The sequence below is a fragment of the Variovorax boronicumulans genome (genome assembly GCF_029892485.1).
Lineage (GTDB): Bacteria > Pseudomonadota > Gammaproteobacteria > Burkholderiales > Burkholderiaceae_C > Variovorax > Variovorax boronicumulans_B.
The window spans coordinates 417,550-432,630 of sequence record NZ_JARXVG010000003.1 but is presented as its reverse complement, the minus strand read 5'-3'; the positions used below and the strand labels follow the sequence as shown (position 1 = coordinate 432,630).

Sequence of the window (15,081 nt, the reverse complement as noted above, 5' to 3'; positions counted from 1 at the left end):
TACAGTTACCGGCTTTGGGTCTATCATGAAAAACATGGAGTCCTCCACCACCCGTTCGATCGTCGATGCGCTCACGAAGGCCATCGTCGAGCATCGCCTGCAGCCCGGCACCAAGCTCGCCGAGCAGAAGCTGGCCGATCACTTCGGCGTGTCGCGCACGCTGGTGCGGCAGGCGCTGTTCCAGCTCTCGCAGAACAAGCTGATCCGGCTGGAGCCCGCGCGCGGCGCCTTCGTGGCGGCGCCCGCGGTCGATGAAGCCAAGCAGGTGTTCAAGGTGCGCCGCATGCTCGAGGCCGAGATGACGCGCGAGTTCGTGCGCACCGTCACGCCGGCCAAGATCAAGGCGCTGAAGGAACACGTCGCGCTTGAAAAATCCGCCGTGTCGGGCGAAGACATTTCGGGCCGCACCGAGCTGCTCGGCGACTTCCATGTGCGAATGGCCGAGCTCATGGGCAACACGGTGCTGGCGCAGATCCTCGGCGAGCTGATCTCGCGCTGCGCCCTCATCACGCTCATGTACCAGAGCACCAGCGCGGCCGAGCACTCCAACGACGAGCACGCCGACATCGTCAAGGCGCTGGCCGCCCGCGACGAAGAGCGCGCCGTGCGCCTCATGACCGAACACCTGGAACACGTCGAGGCCAACCTGACCTTCGACCGCAAGGTTCCGACCAACGACATCTCTCTTGCGCTGTCCTGAAAAGCCCTTGACCTCATGACCGTCTACGACACCACCCTGCCCTACCCGCGCGACCTCGTCGGCTACGGCCGCAACCCGCCGCATGCCCAGTGGCCGGGCGGCGCGCGCATCGCGGTGCAGTTCGTCCTCAACTACGAAGAGGGCGGCGAGAACGCCACGCTGCACGGCGACGCGGGCTCCGAGCAGTTCCTCTCGGAGATGTTCAATCCGGCCAGCTTCCCGGACCGCCACATCAGCATGGAAGGCATCTACGAGTACGGCTCGCGCGCGGGCGTCTGGCGCATCCTGCGCGAGTTCGAAAAGCGCGGCCTGCCGCTCACCGTGTTCGGCGTGGGCATGGCGCTGGAGCGTTACCCCGAACTCACCGCCGCCTTCAAGGAACTGGGCCACGAGATTGCTTGCCACGGCTGGCGCTGGATCCACTACCAGAACCTCGATGAAGCCACCGAGCGCGAGCACATGCGCCTGGGCATGGAAGCCATCGAGAAGCTCACCGGCGAGCGCGCACTCGGCTGGTACACCGGGCGCGACAGCCCGCGCACCCGGCGCCTCGTGGCCGACTACGGCGGTTTCGAATACGACAGCGACTACTACGGCGACGACCTCCCGTTCTGGATGAAGGTGCAGAAGACCGACGGCACCGTGGTGCCGCAGCTCATCGTGCCCTACACGCTCGACGTGAACGACATGCGCTTCGCGCTGCCGCAGGGCTACTCGCACGCCGATCCGTTCTTCCAGTACATGAAGGACACCTTCGATGCGCTCTATGCCGAAGGCAATGAGAACGGGGACAACAGCCCCAAGATGATGAGCATCGGCATGCACTGCCGCCTGCTCGGGCGGCCCGGCCGCATCACCGCGCTGCAGCGCTTTCTGGACCACATCGCACAGCACGACCGCGTGTGGGTCTGCCGGCGGGCGGACATCGCGCGGCACTGGAAGCAGGTGCATCCCTTCACATCGGCCGTCACAGGAAGCTGACCATGAGCCTCACCATCGCCCAACTCAACGCGGCCGTGCCCGCCGAAGCCGTCGCCTTGCTCGACGGCATCTACGAACACTCGCCCTGGATCGCACAGCGTGCGCTTGCTGCCCGCCCGTTCCGCTCGCTCGCTCATCTGAAGCACGCGCTGGTGAAGGCGCTGGCCGCTTCGTCGAACGACGAGCAGATCGGCCTCATCCGCGCCCACCCCGAGCTCGCGGGCAAGGCCATGGTGAGCAAGACGCTCACGGCCGAATCGACCAACGAGCAGAGCAAGGCCGGTCTCACCGATTGCACGCCCGAAGAGTTCGCCAAGATCCAGAAGCTCAACGCCGACTACAACGCGAAGTTCGGCTTTCCGTTCATCCTCGCGGTGCGCGGCCCGCGCGGCACGGGCCTGGCCAAGCGCGAGATCATCGACACCTTCGAGCGGCGCCTGTTCAACCATCCTGAATTCGAAATCGGCGAGGCGCTGCGCAACATCCACCGCATCGCCGAGATCCGGCTGAACGACAAGTTCGCGGCCGACGTCTCGCTCGGCAACGACGTGTGGGACTGGCAGGAGCAGCTCTCGGTGCACACCGACCCCGGCTATGCCGAAAAGGGCCAGCTCACCGTTACCTACCTGACCGATGCGCACCGCGCCTGCGCCGCGCAGATCAGCGCACTGATGCGCGACGTGGGCTTCGATTCGGTGCACATCGATGCGGTCGGCAACGTCGTCGGCCGCTACGAAGGCGCAACCGCGGACGCGAAGACCCTGCTCACCGGCTCGCACTACGACACCGTGCGCAACGGCGGCAAGTACGACGGGCGCCTGGGCATCTTCGTGCCGATCGCCTGCGTGCGCGAACTCGCGCGCCAGGGCAAGCGCCTGCCTTTCGCGTTCGAAGTCGTCGGCTTCGCGGAAGAAGAAGGCCAGCGCTACAAGGCGACCTTCCTCGGCTCGGGCGCGCTCATCGGCCACTTCGATCAACGCTGGCTCGACCAGAAGGATGCCGACGGCATCACCATGCGCGAGGCCATGCAGCATGCGGGCCTGAAGCCGGAAGACATTCCGAAGATCCAGCGCGATCCGGCGCGCTACCTCGGCTTCGTCGAGGTGCACATCGAGCAGGGGCCGGTGCTCACGGAACTCGACTTGCCGCTGGGCATCGTCACCGCCATCAACGGCGGCGTGCGCTATGTCGGCGAAGTCATCGGCACGGCCAGCCATGCCGGCACGACGCCGATGGACCGCCGCCGCGACGCCGCCGCCGCGGTGGCCGAGCTGATCCTCTACACCGAGCAGCGCGCCGCCAAAGACGGCGACTCCGTCGGCACCGTCGGCATGCTCGAAGTACCCAGCGGTTCCATCAACGTGGTGCCCGGCCGCTGCAAGTTCAGCCTGGACATGCGCGCGCCGAACAACGCGCAGCGCGATGCGCTGGCCGACGACGTGCTCGCCGAACTCAAGGCCATTTGCGAGCGCCGCGGCGTGCGCTATGAGATCGAGGAAAGCATGCGCGCCTCCGCTGCGCCAAGCGCGCCCGACTGGCAGCAGCGCTGGGAAAAAGCGGTCGATGCGCTCGGCATTCCGCTGTTCCGCATGCCCAGCGGCGCCGGCCACGATGCGATGAAGCTGCACGAGGTGATGCCGCAGGCCATGCTCTTCGTGCGCGGCATCAACTCGGGCATCAGCCACAACCCGCTCGAGTCGAGCACCAACGACGACATCCAGCTCGCGGTGCAGGCCTTCCAGAACCTGCTGAACGACCTCGCAACCGAACAAGATCACTGACTTTCAGAAGAACACCCATGACCGACTACGCCAAGCTCGACGCCTGGATCGACGCCCACTTCGACGAGGAAGTGAAGTTCCTGCAGGAGCTCGTGCGCGTTCCCACCGACACGCCTCCGGGCAACAACGCGCCGCACGCCGAGCGCACGGCAGAGCTGCTGAAGGACTTCGGCCTCGACGCTGAAAAACACGCCGTGCCCGCGCAAGAGGTGAAGGACTACGGCCTCGAATCGATCACCAACCTGATCGTGCGCCGCCAGTACGGCACGGGCGGCCGCACGGTCGCGCTCAATGCCCACGGCGACGTGGTGCCTCCCGGCGAAGGCTGGACGCACGACCCCTACGGCGGCGAGATCGTCGACGGCAGCCTCTACGGCCGCGCCACCGCGGTGAGCAAGAGCGACTTCGCGAGCTTCACCTTCGCGCTGCGCGCGCTCGAAGCCGTTGCAAAACCGACCAAGGGCAGCGTCGAACTGCACTTCACCTATGACGAGGAATTCGGCGGCATCCTCGGCCCGGGCTGGCTGCTCGAGAAGGGCCTGACCAAGCCCGACCTGATGATCGCGGCCGGCTTCAGCTACGAAGTCGTCACCGCCCACAACGGTTGCCTGCAGATGGAAGTCACGGTGCACGGCAAGATGGCCCACGCCGCCATCCCGACCACCGGCGTCGATGCGCTGCAGGGCGCGGTGAAGATCCTCAATGCGCTCTATGCGCAGAACACGCTCTACCAGCAGGTCACCTCGAAGGTCGAGGGCATCACGCATCCGTACCTCAACGTCGGCCGTATCGAAGGCGGCACCAACACCAACGTGGTGCCCGGCAAGGTGGTGTTCAAGCTCGACCGCCGCATGATCCCCGAGGAAAACCCGGTCGAGGTCGAGGCGACGATCCGCCAGGTGATCGCCGATGCGGCCGCCGAAAGCGCCGGCATCACGGTGGACATCAAGCGCCTGTTGCTGGCCAATTCGATGAAGCCGCTCGCGGGCAACAAGCCGCTGGTCGATGCGATCCAGAAGCACGGCGGCGAACTGTTCGGCGAGCCGATCCGGGCCATGGGCACGCCGCTGTACACCGACGTGCGCCTGTACGGCGAAGCCGGCATTCCCGGCGTGATCTACGGCGCCGGCCCGCGCACCGTGCTCGAATCGCATGCCAAGCGCAGCGACGAGCGCGTGGTGCTCGAAGACCTGCGCCGTGCCACCAAGGTGGTGGCGCGCACGCTGAGCGACCTGCTGGCCTGACGCTAGAACTTTCACATTCCTTTCATCGCGGCGTCACGCCGGGATTTCAGACTCCGGGGTTTCCATTCGAACCCCTGAGGCAACGGCCAGCCCAGTGCTGGCCGTTGCCGCGTCTGTCGCCATGAAATCCCATTCTTCCGTTCCCCGCGTCCGCAGCTTTCATCTCTCCACACTCGCGCTCGGCGCGATCATGCTGACCGCTTGCGGCGGCGGCTCCGGCGGCGGCACGCCGTTCGCCGGGCTGCCCATCGTTCCGGCTGCGCCGGCACCTGCGCCCTCACCCGCTGCGCCTCCGCCGCCCGCTCCACCGACGACACCCACGACACCCACCGAGCCCACCGGCCGCTGGACCGTCGGCGACCTGCACGTCCACACCATCCAGTCGGACGACACGCAGCAGATCTCCACGCTCGACCAGGTGCTCGCCAAGGCCTTCGACCGCTTCGGCCTCGACTGGGCCGCGCTCTCCGATCACCTGCGCCTGTCTTCCTACGACAACGACGGCAACAAGCTGCCGGCGTCGATCCCCTTCTCGCTGGGCATGGCCAAGTACCAGGTGCCGCGCATCAAGGCGCTGCAGGCCGGCGGCAAGTACGCCGACAAGACGATCTTCGCGTCCTTCGAGTGGGACATGGCCACGCACGACCACGGCAACGTGGGCATCCTGACCGACAACCCGATGTCGGATGCCGCGCTCAAGGCCGCGAGCCAGTTCGAATACCTGTTCACCAACCGCGACCCCGCGCTGTTCCCGGCCGACGACGTGACGGCGTGGAATGCGAAGGACGCGTGCGCCTTCTCCACGCACGCCGACGTGCTCGCGGCCATCGCCTGGCTCAGGAAGAACTACCCCGACACGAGCTACCTGCAGATCAACCATCCCTCGCGCAATCCCGGCAAGTACACGGCGGCGCAACTTCGCGAGATGAACGATGCCGCGCCGAACATCGTGTTCTCGCTCGAAGGCATGGTCGGCAACCAGATGGAGCCCGACCGCGGCGGCTACAACAGCGCCTATGTTCCGGCCAACCTGCCGTCGCGCACCTACGGCGGCGTGGACTACCTCGTCGCCAGGCTCGGCGGCACCTGGGATGCGCTGCTGTCCGAAGGCCGCCACATCTGGAACGTGGCGGACTCCGACTACCACTTCACCATCTCGCAGGGCCAGTACAGCAGCGGTTACGCGCCGGGCGAGTACGCGAAGAACCATCTCTGGGGCGACATCAAGGACCCGAAGTCGCTGCTCGCGGCCTTTCGCGCGGGCAAGCTCTTCGCGGTGAACGGCGGCCTGATCGACGCGCTCGACTTCAAGGTGCAGAGCGCGAAGGCCACGGGCGAGATGGGCGCCGAAGTGGCGGCCGCGCCGGGCGAAGACCTGAAGATCACCATCCGCTTCAAGAGCCCCGAGCGCAACAACTACGAGTTCCAGCTCGGCAGCGGCGTCTTCGCCAACGTGAAACCGGTGGTCGATCACGTCGACCTGATCGCAGGCGACGTGACGGGCCGCGAGACCCCGGGCACGCCCGGCTACGCGCGCGACACCAACCCGTCGACCCGCGTGCTCAAACGCTTCACCCGCAGCGACTGGAAGCTCGATGCCGACGGCTACTTCGCCGTGAGCTACACGGTGAAGGCCGGCGGCAACCAGTACTTCCGCCTGCGAGGCACGAACCTGGGAACCGACGTGCCCAACGAAACGGCGGGCGGCGAACCGCTGTTCGATGCGCAGACGACCGGCACCGACAACATGGCGCGCTTCAATGCGATCAATGCGCGCAACTACAGCGACCTGTGGTTCTATTCGAACCCGGTGTTCGTGAAGGTGGCGGCGCAATAGACGGACCAGGCGCCCCTTCCAGCGCCGCCCGCAGCTACTTCAGCGCCGAGATCTCCCGGCTCTTGATGAGCCGCGAGCGCAGCACGTTGCGGCTGATGCCCAAGAGCTTGGCGGCCTGCACCTGGTTGCGGTGGCAGAACTCGAAGGCGGCCCGCATCACGGTTTCCTCGATCTCTTCGAACAGCTGCTCGCTCGGCTCGTTGAAGAGGTCGCGCAGCACGCCTTCGAGCGCCTGCCGCGGCGTGGCGGAACCGCGGGGTTCGCTGTTCTCCGGCGAGCGCCGCTGGATGTTCAGCGACGACAGATGCAGGTGCTCCACGCCTATCACGCCGTGCTGGGATATCAGCAGCGCATGGTGGATCACGTTCTCCAGTTCGCGGATGTTGCCGGGCCAGCCGTACTCGGCGAGCTTGTGCTCGGCACCGGCATCCAGGCGCACCGGGCCGTAGCCCAGCCGCTGGCGATATTCCTCGATGAAATGCCGCGCCAGCGGAAGAATGTCGCCGGGGCGCTCCCGCAGCGTGGGCAGCGCCAGGTGCACCACGTGCAGGCGGTAGAACAGGTCTTCGCGGAAGTGGCCGGCCGCCACCGCATCCTGCAGCCGCACGTTGGTGGCGGCCACCACGCGCACGTCGATGGGCACGCTCTTGCGCGAACCCAGGCGCACCACCTCGCGCTCCTGCAGCACGCGCAGGAGCTTGACCTGGATCGACAGCGGCAGGTCGCCGATCTCGTCCAGGAACAGCGTGCCGCCGTTGGCCGCCTCGAACCAGCCCGTCTTGGCCGAGAAGGCGCCGGTGAACGCGCCTTTCTCGTGGCCGAAGAGTTCGCTCTCGACCAGGTTCTCGGAAAAGGCGCCGCAGTTCACGGCCACGAAGGGCTTGCCGCTGCGGCGGCTGAGGTCGTGCACATGCCGCGCGATCAGTTCCTTGCCGGTGCCGGTCTCTCCGATGATGAGGACGTTGGCATCGCTGGGCGCCACCATGCGCACGCGCTCGAGCAGCGCCGCCGAGCGCGGGTCCTGGAACACCTGGGCCGTGGCGCGGATCGAGGTGGTCAGCTTGCGCGGGTTGGGCAGGGTGAGCAGCGTGGGCGCGTCCCAGTCGTCCTCCGATGCGGTGGAAGCATCGGTAGGCGGCAGCACGGCCAGTGGGTGGTGGAAGGCGTTCATGAATAGAAGGTCGGTACGGGGAGTTGCTGCTTGAGGGCCCATTCGCCGAGCTCGCGCAGCTTGTAGGCCACCGGGTCGTGCAGGGTCTGGGTGCGCAGGTTGCGCCAGTGGCGGTCCAGCCGCAGGCCGCCGTGCGTGGCGCGCGCGCCGGCCACATCGAACATGCGCGTACAGATGTCCAGCCCGGTGTTCGTGGCGGCCACCTTGGCGGTGGCCACGGCCACGGCGACCTCGCCGCGTTCGTCTTCCTTGAGTGCGGGGCCGCGCCGCCAGGCCGCATCGAGCCGGTCGGCCGCGCGGTCGGCCAGCACGCGCACGCTCTCCAGGCCCACCCAGAAGTCGCCGTAGTGGCCCAGCACGTACGGGTCGTCGTGCATCTGCGCCACCCTGGCCGCATGCCAGGGGCGCGACTCGTGCAGCGTGTAGTGCCGCGCATCGTTGAAGGCCGCCTCGGCGATGCCCAGGTAGATGTTGGCCAGCACCAGCTGCGACACCAGCGGCCGCAGGCATGCGAAGGGCGTGGACAGCGGGCCCGGGTCGGCCAGCACCTCGTGCTGCTCCACGCGCACTTTCTCGAAGGTCACGCTGCCGCTGTCGGTCTGGCGCTGGCCGATGTTGTTCCAGTCGGGCGCGACGAAGATGCCCGAGCGGCCGGTGGGCACGGCCGCGACGATGAACGCGCCGCCGTCCGCCTCGCGCGCCGAGGCGATCAGCATCTCGGAGTCGAGCGCGCCCGAGCAGAAGCTCTTCTGGCCAGTGAACTCCCGCCAGCCCTCGCGCGCGCTCGACACCGTGCGGTCGTCCAGCGGGTTGAGCGCATTGCCCCAGAACCAGCGGCGGCGCGCGGTCTGCTCGAACCACGGCTGCCATTGCGCGGGCCGCGCGAACAGGCGCACCGTGGCCAGCATCAGGTGGTGAAAGCCGAACACATGCGCGATCGAACTGTCGGCCTGCGCGAGCAGGCGCACGACGTCGAGCGTCTCGCGCCAGTCCGCGCCGTGGCCGCCGAATTCGTGCGGAATGCTCAGGGCCAGCAGGCCGCTGTCGCGCAGGGCATCGCGCTCGGCCTTCGGCGTGCCGCCGCGCTCGTCGCGCTCCACCGCCGTCGCCGCAAAGCGCTGCATGAGCGCGTGCGCAATGTCGCGGGGAGATTCGGAAACCGGAATGGAAAGAACGGAACCCACAAGAGACCTTCGGTGATGTGCAGGCAGCAGGGTTGCTGGTTCAGCAGCATGTTCGGGGCGAAGAAGGGCCCGGCCAACGATGCGATCCGTATATCGATCCTTGGTTTGCTTCCATGGCAGCAGTGCGCCCCACCGGATGCGCGGCTTTCAGCAGATGTGGTGCCGGGCTGCTGCTCCAGCAGCAAAAAACCGCGTGCATCGCGGCGCTCCCGGGGGCGGCGCGACTGGCACGCTAACTGCTGAATCGCCCCATGCAACTTTTCTGGTTCCTCCCCACGCACGGCGACAGCCGCTACCTCGGCACCTCGCGCGGCGCGCGCACGGTGAGCCATCGATACCTGCGGCAAGTGGCGCAGGCCGCCGACGAACTGGGCTACGAAGGCGTGCTGATTCCCACAGGGCGCTCCTGCGAAGACTCATGGGTGGTGGCCTCCTCGCTCGCGGCGCAGACCGAGCGGCTCAAGTTCCTGGTGGCCATACGCCCCGGCATCATTTCGCCGACGGTCTCGGCACGGCAGGCCGCAACACTCGACCGTTTCTCCGATGGGCGCCTTCTCATCAACGTGGTGACCGGTGGCGACCCCGACGAGCAGCACGGCGACGGCAGTTTTCTCACGCACGCCGAGCGCTATGAAGTGACCGACGAGTTCCTGCGCATCTGGCGCGGCGTGGCGGCGGGCGAGACGGTCAATTTCTCGGGCAAGCACCTGCGCGTGGAAAACGCGAAGACGCTCTATCCGCCGGTGCAGAAACCGTATCCGCCGCTGTGGTTCGGCGGCTCGTCGGAGGCGGCCATTGAACTCGCAGGCGAACAGGTCGACGTGTACCTCACCTGGGGCGAACCGCCGGCGGACGTGGCCGACAAGATCGCAAAAGCGCGCGCCGCAGCCGCGAAGCACGGCCGCACGCTGCGCTTCGGCATCCGGCTGCATGTGATCGTGCGCGAGACCAGCGAGGCAGCCTGGCGCGCGGCCGACGAACTCATCTCCTATGTGACCGACGACACCATCGCCGCGGCGCAGAAGGCCTTCTCGCGCTTCGACTCGGTGGGCCAGCAGCGCATGGCGGCGTTGCACGGCGGGCGGCGCGACAAGCTCGAGGTGTCGCCCAACCTGTGGGCCGGCGTGGGCCTGGTGCGCGGCGGCGCAGGCACGGCGCTCGTGGGCAGCCCCGAGGAGGTGGCGGCGCGCATCAAGGAGTACGCGGCGCTCGGCGTGGAGACCTTCATCTTCTCGGGCTACCCGCATCTCGAAGAGGCTTACCGCGTGGCCGAATTGCTGTTCCCGCTGCTGCCGCTGGACCATGTGCGCCCGGCGGGGCAGGCGAACATCACCGGTCCTTTCGGCGAAGTCATCGCCAACGACATCGTGCCGCCATCGTCGAATGCCGCGGTGCGCGAGAAGGCCGCCGCATGAAGCATTTCTCCGCGGAGGCCGGCGATGAAGTCGTGCCCTGGCATGCCACTGCACAGCGCGTTGCAGAGGCGCTGGCGGAGACCGCCGTCGAGCGCGACCAGCGCGGCGGCACGCCCAAGGCCGAGCGCGACCTGCTGCGCGACAGCGGCCTCCTGATGCTCAGCGTGCCGACGGAGTTCGGCGGGCTCGGTGCGAGCTGGCAGCAGACGCTCGACGTGGTGCGCGGCTTTGCGCGCGTCGACAGTTCGGTGGCGCATCTGTTCGCCTTTCATCACTTGCTGCTCGCGACCACGCAGCTCTTCGCGCAGCGCGCGCAGTGGCAGCCGTGGATCGAGCAGACCCGAACGCAGCGCTGGTTCTGGGGCAATGCGCTGAACCCGCTGGACAAGTCCACGCGCGCCGAAGCGGTCGATGGCGGGTACGTGTTCTCGGGCCGCAAGAGTTTCTGCTCCGGCGCGAGCGACTCGGACATGCTGCTCGCCTCCGCGCTCGATGCAAACGAGCGCCTGCTGATCGGCGTCGTGCCCACGCGGCGCGCGGGCATCACGGTGCTGGGCGACTGGGACAACATGGGCCAGCGCCAGACCGACAGCGGCAGCGTGCTGTTCGAGCACGTGCCCGTGGCGACGGGCGAGTTGCTGCTGGACCCCGGCCCGCTATCCACGCCCTTCGCCTGCCTGCGGCCGCTGCTGGCGCAATTGATCCTCTCGAACATCTACCTCGGCCTCGGCGAGGGTGCGCTCGCCGAGGCGAAGGCGTTCACGCTGCAGCAGGGACGGCCCTGGCTCTTCTCGACCGCATCGGCCGCGAACGAAGACCCGTACGTGCTCACGCACTACGGCGACTTCTGGCTCGCGCTGCAGGGCGCACGCATGCTGCTCGACCAGGCAGCGGCGGCATTCGACCAGGCCTGGCTGCGCGGCACCTCGCTCGATGAACAGGAGCGCGGACAGGTGGCCGTTGCCGTCGCCGCAGCCAAGGTTGCGAGCACGCGCGCGAGCCTCGAGGTGGCGCACCGCATGTTCGAGGTGACGGGCGCGCGCGCCACCACCGCCGCGCTGCGCCTGGACCGCTACTGGCGCAACCTGCGCGTGCACACGCTGCACGATCCGGTGGACTACAAGCTGCGCGAGCTCGGCGACTGGGCGCTCAATGCGCGCTTGCCGCAGCCGAGCTTCTATTCCTGAACCTTCGCCTGCCATCGCCAAGGGCAAGGGCCTGCGACCTCGCGTTGCAGGCCCTTCGTGCTTTCAGGCGCGCGCATCGGCTGCTGCACAAGAAGCAGTTCTTCGTCCCGGTTGCTGCCTCGCATTCATTCGATGGCCGCATACCGATCTGCTTCAAACAGCTATGGCCTCAGCGCTGCTGGCCCATCAGCAACCCGTCCGCAGCTTGCTGCCGCCCCAACATCCGCCGCCATGGCCATTTCGCTCTAACTCATTGATTCATAAGGGAAAAGGGAGTGGCACGCCATTCGCTTATATCAAGCATGCGGCGAATTGCTCGCAGCTTCCAAACAAAGGTCATATCAACATGCGTCGAGATCTGAAAGTCGTTGCCACGCCGGCCCTGAGCCGCCGCCGGTTCCTGGGCACTGCGGCCGCGATGGGCGCCGCGGGCACGTTGGCCGCTTGCGGCAAGGAGGACGCCAAGGCACCCGCATCGCCGCCGCCCGTTGCCTCGGCCCCTGCCGCCGCCGGCGAGAAAAAATATGCGGGCCAGTCGCTGAACCTGCTGTTCAACCAGCCGCATGCGCTGGCGGGCAAGCTGCTGGCGCAGGAGTTCGAAGCGCTCACGGGTGCCAAGGTGACCGTGACGCCGGTGCCCTACGACCAGCTGCATGCGCAGGCCACGCTCGATGTCCAGTCGGGCGCCAACCAGTTCGACGTCATCGATTATTTCTATCACACGCTCGGCGCACTGGTGGCCGACAAGGTGGTCGTGGACGTCACCGACTGGATCGCCCGCGACACCGCGCAGATCGAGCCCGGCGACTTCCTGCCGTCGCTCTACGACACCTACACGCTGCGCAACGGCCGCCGCTGGGGCCTGCCCTATGACGGCGATACGCACGTGCTGTTCTACAACACGGAGATCTTCGCGCGGCACGGATTGACGGCGCCCAGGACCTGGGACGACTACTACAACGCGGCCCGCCTCATCACCGAGAAAGAGTCCGCCAACGGCATCTACGGCGCTGTGGTGCAGGGCTTCAAGATCCCGGTGATCGTGGGCTCGTCGTATGCGAACCGGCTGGCCGGCTTTGGCGGCAGCTTCTTCACGCCCGATGGCAAGCCCGCCTTGACCAGTCCGCAGGCCATCGCGGCAGCGGAAGAGCTCGCGCGCATCGTGCCCTATGCCTTGCCCACGCCCGCGGAAACGGCGTTCGAGCATGCGCTGCCCGCCTTCCTGTCGGGCAAGGCGGCCATGATCGATTTCTGGACCGACCTGGGCGTCACCGCGCAGGACCCCGCCTCGTCGAAGATCGTGGACAAGTGGGCGCTGGTGCAGTTGCCAGTCGGCGGTGAAAACAAGACACCGCGCGCCGCCTTGAATGCGGGCTTCGGCCTGGGCATCACGGCCGGCACCAGGAAGACGGAGCTGGCCTGGGAGTTCGTCAAATGGGCGACGAGCAAGAACATCTCGCTCCAGCAGGATGTGCTGCCGGGCAGCGGCATCGACCCCAACCGCACCTCGGTGCTGAACCATCCCGACTACATCAAGGCGGCGCCCACGCTGCAGCCCGAACTGAAGGCCGCCATCGGCAATGCGCTGGCCTGGCCGCTGCAGGCCCAAAGCCCCAAGCTGATGGACGCGCTGACCGAGCAGCTCGCGCTGATCGTCTCGGGCAAGAAGAAGCCGCGTGAGGCGCTGGAGGCGGCGCAGGCGAGCTGGGTGCAACTGCTCGACGCATGAGCCTGACGCTGCAGTCATCGCAGGGAAAGTGGCAACGCACGGCACCGCGCTGGATGCTGACGCCCGCGGCCATCGGCCTCGCGCTGGTGTGCATCGTGCCTGGGCTCTACACGCTGGCTCTCGCGTTCACGAAATCCACGCTGGGCCAGCCGTTGACCGCGTGGGCGGGCTGGCGCAACTTTGCGCCGCTTGCGCAGACCTCCGACTTCGCATTCACATTGCTGCGCACCGTGCTGTATGCGGTGCCGGCCTGCCTGCTCCAGCTGGTGCTCGGCCTGGCGATCGCATTGCTGCTGCAGGCGCTGCGGCAGGGGCGCTGGGCCTACAGCCTGATCCTGCTGCCGCTGATGACACCGCCGGTGCTCGTCGGTGTGGCCTGGAAGCTGCTGCTGGCGCCGGCAGGCGGCCTGCTCAACGGCACCTTGCTGCGCCTGGGATGGGTGCACGAGCCGGTGTCGCTGCTGGGCTCCTCGACATGGGCCCTGCCGGCGGTGATGCTGGCGGACAGCTGGCAGTGGCTGCCCTTCGTGGTGGTGCTGTGCGTGGCCGCGTTGCAAGCCCTGCCTTCCGACGTGTACGAGGCGGCCGCGCTCGATGGCGCGAGCCCGCGGCGGATCTTCATCAAGATCACGCTGCCCCTGCTGGCGCCCGCGCTGGTGGGCATCTTCCTGCTGCGGGTGGTGATGTCGCTCAAGACCTTCGACCTGGTCTACATCCTCACCGCCGGCGGGCCGGGGCGCGCCACCACGCTGGCGAGCTACGAAGTCTGGAAGTCGGGGTTGCAGAACTTCGACATCGGGCAGGCGGCCGCGCAGACGCTGGTCTTCTGCCTGCTGGTGGCCTGGGTGACATGGCCGATTCTCCGGACCCTGGCGCGGGTGGAGCGGCGCACGGGCTAGCCCGTTCGCACATCGATACGAACAGCGACATGACCATAGCCAACGCATCCACCGCGCCAGTCGTCACCGTCCCGGCGACAACGCGTGCGAGCAACCGGGGCCGGACCAGGCCTGCAGTCCCAGTGCGCGAGTGGCTGCGCAAGACAGCGCTGCGACTCGCGCTTGCATCGGTGCTGCTCTTCTGCCTGCTGCCGATCGCCTTCCTGGCCGCAACCTCGTTCAAGACGCGGGACGAGGTGCTGTCGGGCCACTTCCTGCCCCAGGCGCCCACGCTGGCCAACTGGTCCAGGGTGTTCGAGATCGCGCCGCTGCACTGGAATCTTCTCAATTCGCTCGCGGTGGCGCTGGTGAGCGTGGCCGTGACGCTGGTGGTCGCGGTGCCGGCGACCTATGCGGTGGTCAAGCTGCGGCGCGGGCCCGCGCTGGCCGGCGCGCTGCTGTCGAGCTACGTGGCGCCGCCCGTGGTGGCGCTGCTGCCGCTGTTCTTCATGATGCGCCACGCGGGGCTCAACAACAGCCTCTTCGGACTGGGCCTGGTGGAAGGCCTGATGAACGTGCCGGTCGCGTTCTGGCTGCTGCGCAGCTTCTTCAAGCAGGTGCCCGTGGCGCTGGACGAAGCCGCCTGGCTCGATGGCGTGGGCTACTGGCGAACGCTGTGGCGCGTGAACTTGCCGCTGCTGTGGCCCGGCCTCGTCTCCACGGGACTGATCTGCCTGATCCTGACCTACAACGAGTTCCTGCTCGCCTCGGTGCTCAACAGCCGGCCGGACATCCGCACCATCACCGTCGCGATCTCGCTCTTCCAGGGCGAGCGGGTCGTGAACTTCGGGCAGATGGCCGCGGCCTCGCTGGTCGGCATTGCGCCGGTGTACCTGGTGGCGCTGGCATTCCAGAAGCACCTGATCGGCGGCCTGGGGGCCGGCCGCTGAACGGCTGCTGCATCTTCTTCATTC

At 67.4% G+C, this 15,081-nt stretch carries 12 protein-coding genes; 10 read left to right on the top strand and 2 right to left on the bottom strand.

Annotated elements, in window-relative coordinates; genetic code table 11:
- Positions 1–25: 25 nt before the first annotated feature.
- From M2282_RS09950 to M2282_RS09930, 5 genes are all read left to right on the top strand, one after another.
- Positions 26–700: a GntR family transcriptional regulator gene (locus tag M2282_RS09950; protein ID WP_093437573.1), complete on the top strand. Its 675-nt coding sequence runs from the start codon at positions 26–28 to the stop codon at positions 698–700.
- 15 nt (positions 701–715) lie between these two features.
- Complete coding sequence (gene puuE, locus M2282_RS09945; RefSeq protein ID WP_280808608.1) at positions 716–1,681, top strand: allantoinase PuuE; 966 nt, start codon at positions 716–718, stop codon at positions 1,679–1,681.
- A gap of 2 nt (positions 1,682–1,683) precedes the next feature.
- On the top strand, positions 1,684–3,462 hold the full coding sequence (gene uraD / locus M2282_RS09940) for a 2-oxo-4-hydroxy-4-carboxy-5-ureidoimidazoline decarboxylase (protein ID WP_280808607.1): 1,779 nt from the start codon (positions 1,684–1,686) through the stop codon (positions 3,460–3,462).
- Between the two features lie 17 nt (positions 3,463–3,479).
- Positions 3,480–4,706, top strand: coding sequence for a M20 family metallopeptidase (locus tag M2282_RS09935; protein WP_280808606.1), 1,227 nt, complete (start codon positions 3,480–3,482; stop codon positions 4,704–4,706).
- 121 nt (positions 4,707–4,827) lie between these two features.
- Entirely contained in the window at positions 4,828–6,543 is a 1,716-nt protein-coding gene (locus tag M2282_RS09930) for an S-layer protein (RefSeq protein ID WP_280808605.1), read from the top strand.
- A gap of 34 nt (positions 6,544–6,577) precedes the next feature.
- Here the strand turns inward: M2282_RS09930 and M2282_RS09925 are convergent, their stop codons facing one another.
- Complete coding sequence (locus M2282_RS09925) at positions 6,578–7,714, bottom strand: sigma-54 interaction domain-containing protein (protein ID WP_280808604.1); 1,137 nt, start codon at positions 7,712–7,714, stop codon at positions 6,578–6,580.
- Positions 7,711–8,838, bottom strand: coding sequence for an acyl-CoA dehydrogenase family protein (locus M2282_RS09920; RefSeq protein ID WP_280808603.1), 1,128 nt, complete (start codon positions 8,836–8,838; stop codon positions 7,711–7,713). The genes M2282_RS09925 and M2282_RS09920 overlap by 4 nt, the downstream gene beginning before the upstream one ends.
- A 311-nt stretch (positions 8,839–9,149) precedes the next feature.
- Between M2282_RS09920 and ssuD the strand changes: the two genes are divergently transcribed.
- The 5 genes from ssuD to M2282_RS09895 all read left to right on the top strand — a co-directional run bounded on the left by ssuD (position 9,150) and on the right by M2282_RS09895 (position 15,057).
- Positions 9,150–10,313: an FMNH2-dependent alkanesulfonate monooxygenase gene (gene ssuD, locus M2282_RS09915; RefSeq protein ID WP_280808602.1), complete on the top strand. Its 1,164-nt coding sequence runs from the start codon at positions 9,150–9,152 to the stop codon at positions 10,311–10,313.
- Complete coding sequence (locus M2282_RS09910) at positions 10,310–11,500, top strand: acyl-CoA dehydrogenase family protein (RefSeq protein WP_280808601.1); 1,191 nt, start codon at positions 10,310–10,312, stop codon at positions 11,498–11,500. Before ssuD ends, M2282_RS09910 begins: the two co-directional genes overlap by 4 nt.
- Positions 11,501–11,846: 346 nt before the next feature.
- A complete protein-coding gene (locus M2282_RS09905) occupies positions 11,847–13,229 on the top strand; it encodes an ABC transporter substrate-binding protein (protein ID WP_280808600.1) in 1,383 nt (460 codons plus the stop codon).
- Positions 13,226–14,128 carry a carbohydrate ABC transporter permease gene (locus M2282_RS09900; RefSeq protein ID WP_280808599.1) on the top strand — a complete coding sequence of 301 codons (903 nt, stop codon included), beginning with the start codon at positions 13,226–13,228 and terminating at the stop codon, positions 14,126–14,128. The genes M2282_RS09905 and M2282_RS09900 overlap by 4 nt, the downstream gene beginning before the upstream one ends.
- A gap of 29 nt (positions 14,129–14,157) precedes the next feature.
- Positions 14,158–15,057 carry a carbohydrate ABC transporter permease gene (locus M2282_RS09895; protein WP_280808598.1) on the top strand — a complete coding sequence of 300 codons (900 nt, stop codon included), beginning with the start codon at positions 14,158–14,160 and terminating at the stop codon, positions 15,055–15,057.
- The last annotated feature ends 24 nt before the right edge of the window (positions 15,058–15,081 follow it).

Coding starts and splice junctions, on each gene's coding strand:
- M2282_RS09950 (WP_093437573.1), top strand. CDS start 26: ATGAAAAACATGGAGTCCTCCACCACCCGTTCGATCGTCGATGCGCTC.
- puuE (WP_280808608.1), top strand. CDS start 716: ATGACCGTCTACGACACCACCCTGCCCTACCCGCGCGACCTCGTCGGC.
- uraD (WP_280808607.1), top strand. CDS start 1,684: ATGAGCCTCACCATCGCCCAACTCAACGCGGCCGTGCCCGCCGAAGCC.
- M2282_RS09935 (WP_280808606.1), top strand. CDS start 3,480: ATGACCGACTACGCCAAGCTCGACGCCTGGATCGACGCCCACTTCGAC.
- M2282_RS09930 (WP_280808605.1), top strand. CDS start 4,828: ATGAAATCCCATTCTTCCGTTCCCCGCGTCCGCAGCTTTCATCTCTCC.
- M2282_RS09925 (WP_280808604.1), bottom strand. CDS start 7,714: ATGAACGCCTTCCACCACCCACTGGCCGTGCTGCCGCCTACCGATGCT.
- M2282_RS09920 (WP_280808603.1), bottom strand. CDS start 8,838: ATGCAGCGCTTTGCGGCGACGGCGGTGGAGCGCGACGAGCGCGGCGGC.
- ssuD (WP_280808602.1), top strand. CDS start 9,150: ATGCAACTTTTCTGGTTCCTCCCCACGCACGGCGACAGCCGCTACCTC.
- M2282_RS09910 (WP_280808601.1), top strand. CDS start 10,310: ATGAAGCATTTCTCCGCGGAGGCCGGCGATGAAGTCGTGCCCTGGCAT.
- M2282_RS09905 (WP_280808600.1), top strand. CDS start 11,847: ATGCGTCGAGATCTGAAAGTCGTTGCCACGCCGGCCCTGAGCCGCCGC.
- M2282_RS09900 (WP_280808599.1), top strand. CDS start 13,226: ATGAGCCTGACGCTGCAGTCATCGCAGGGAAAGTGGCAACGCACGGCA.
- M2282_RS09895 (WP_280808598.1), top strand. CDS start 14,158: ATGACCATAGCCAACGCATCCACCGCGCCAGTCGTCACCGTCCCGGCG.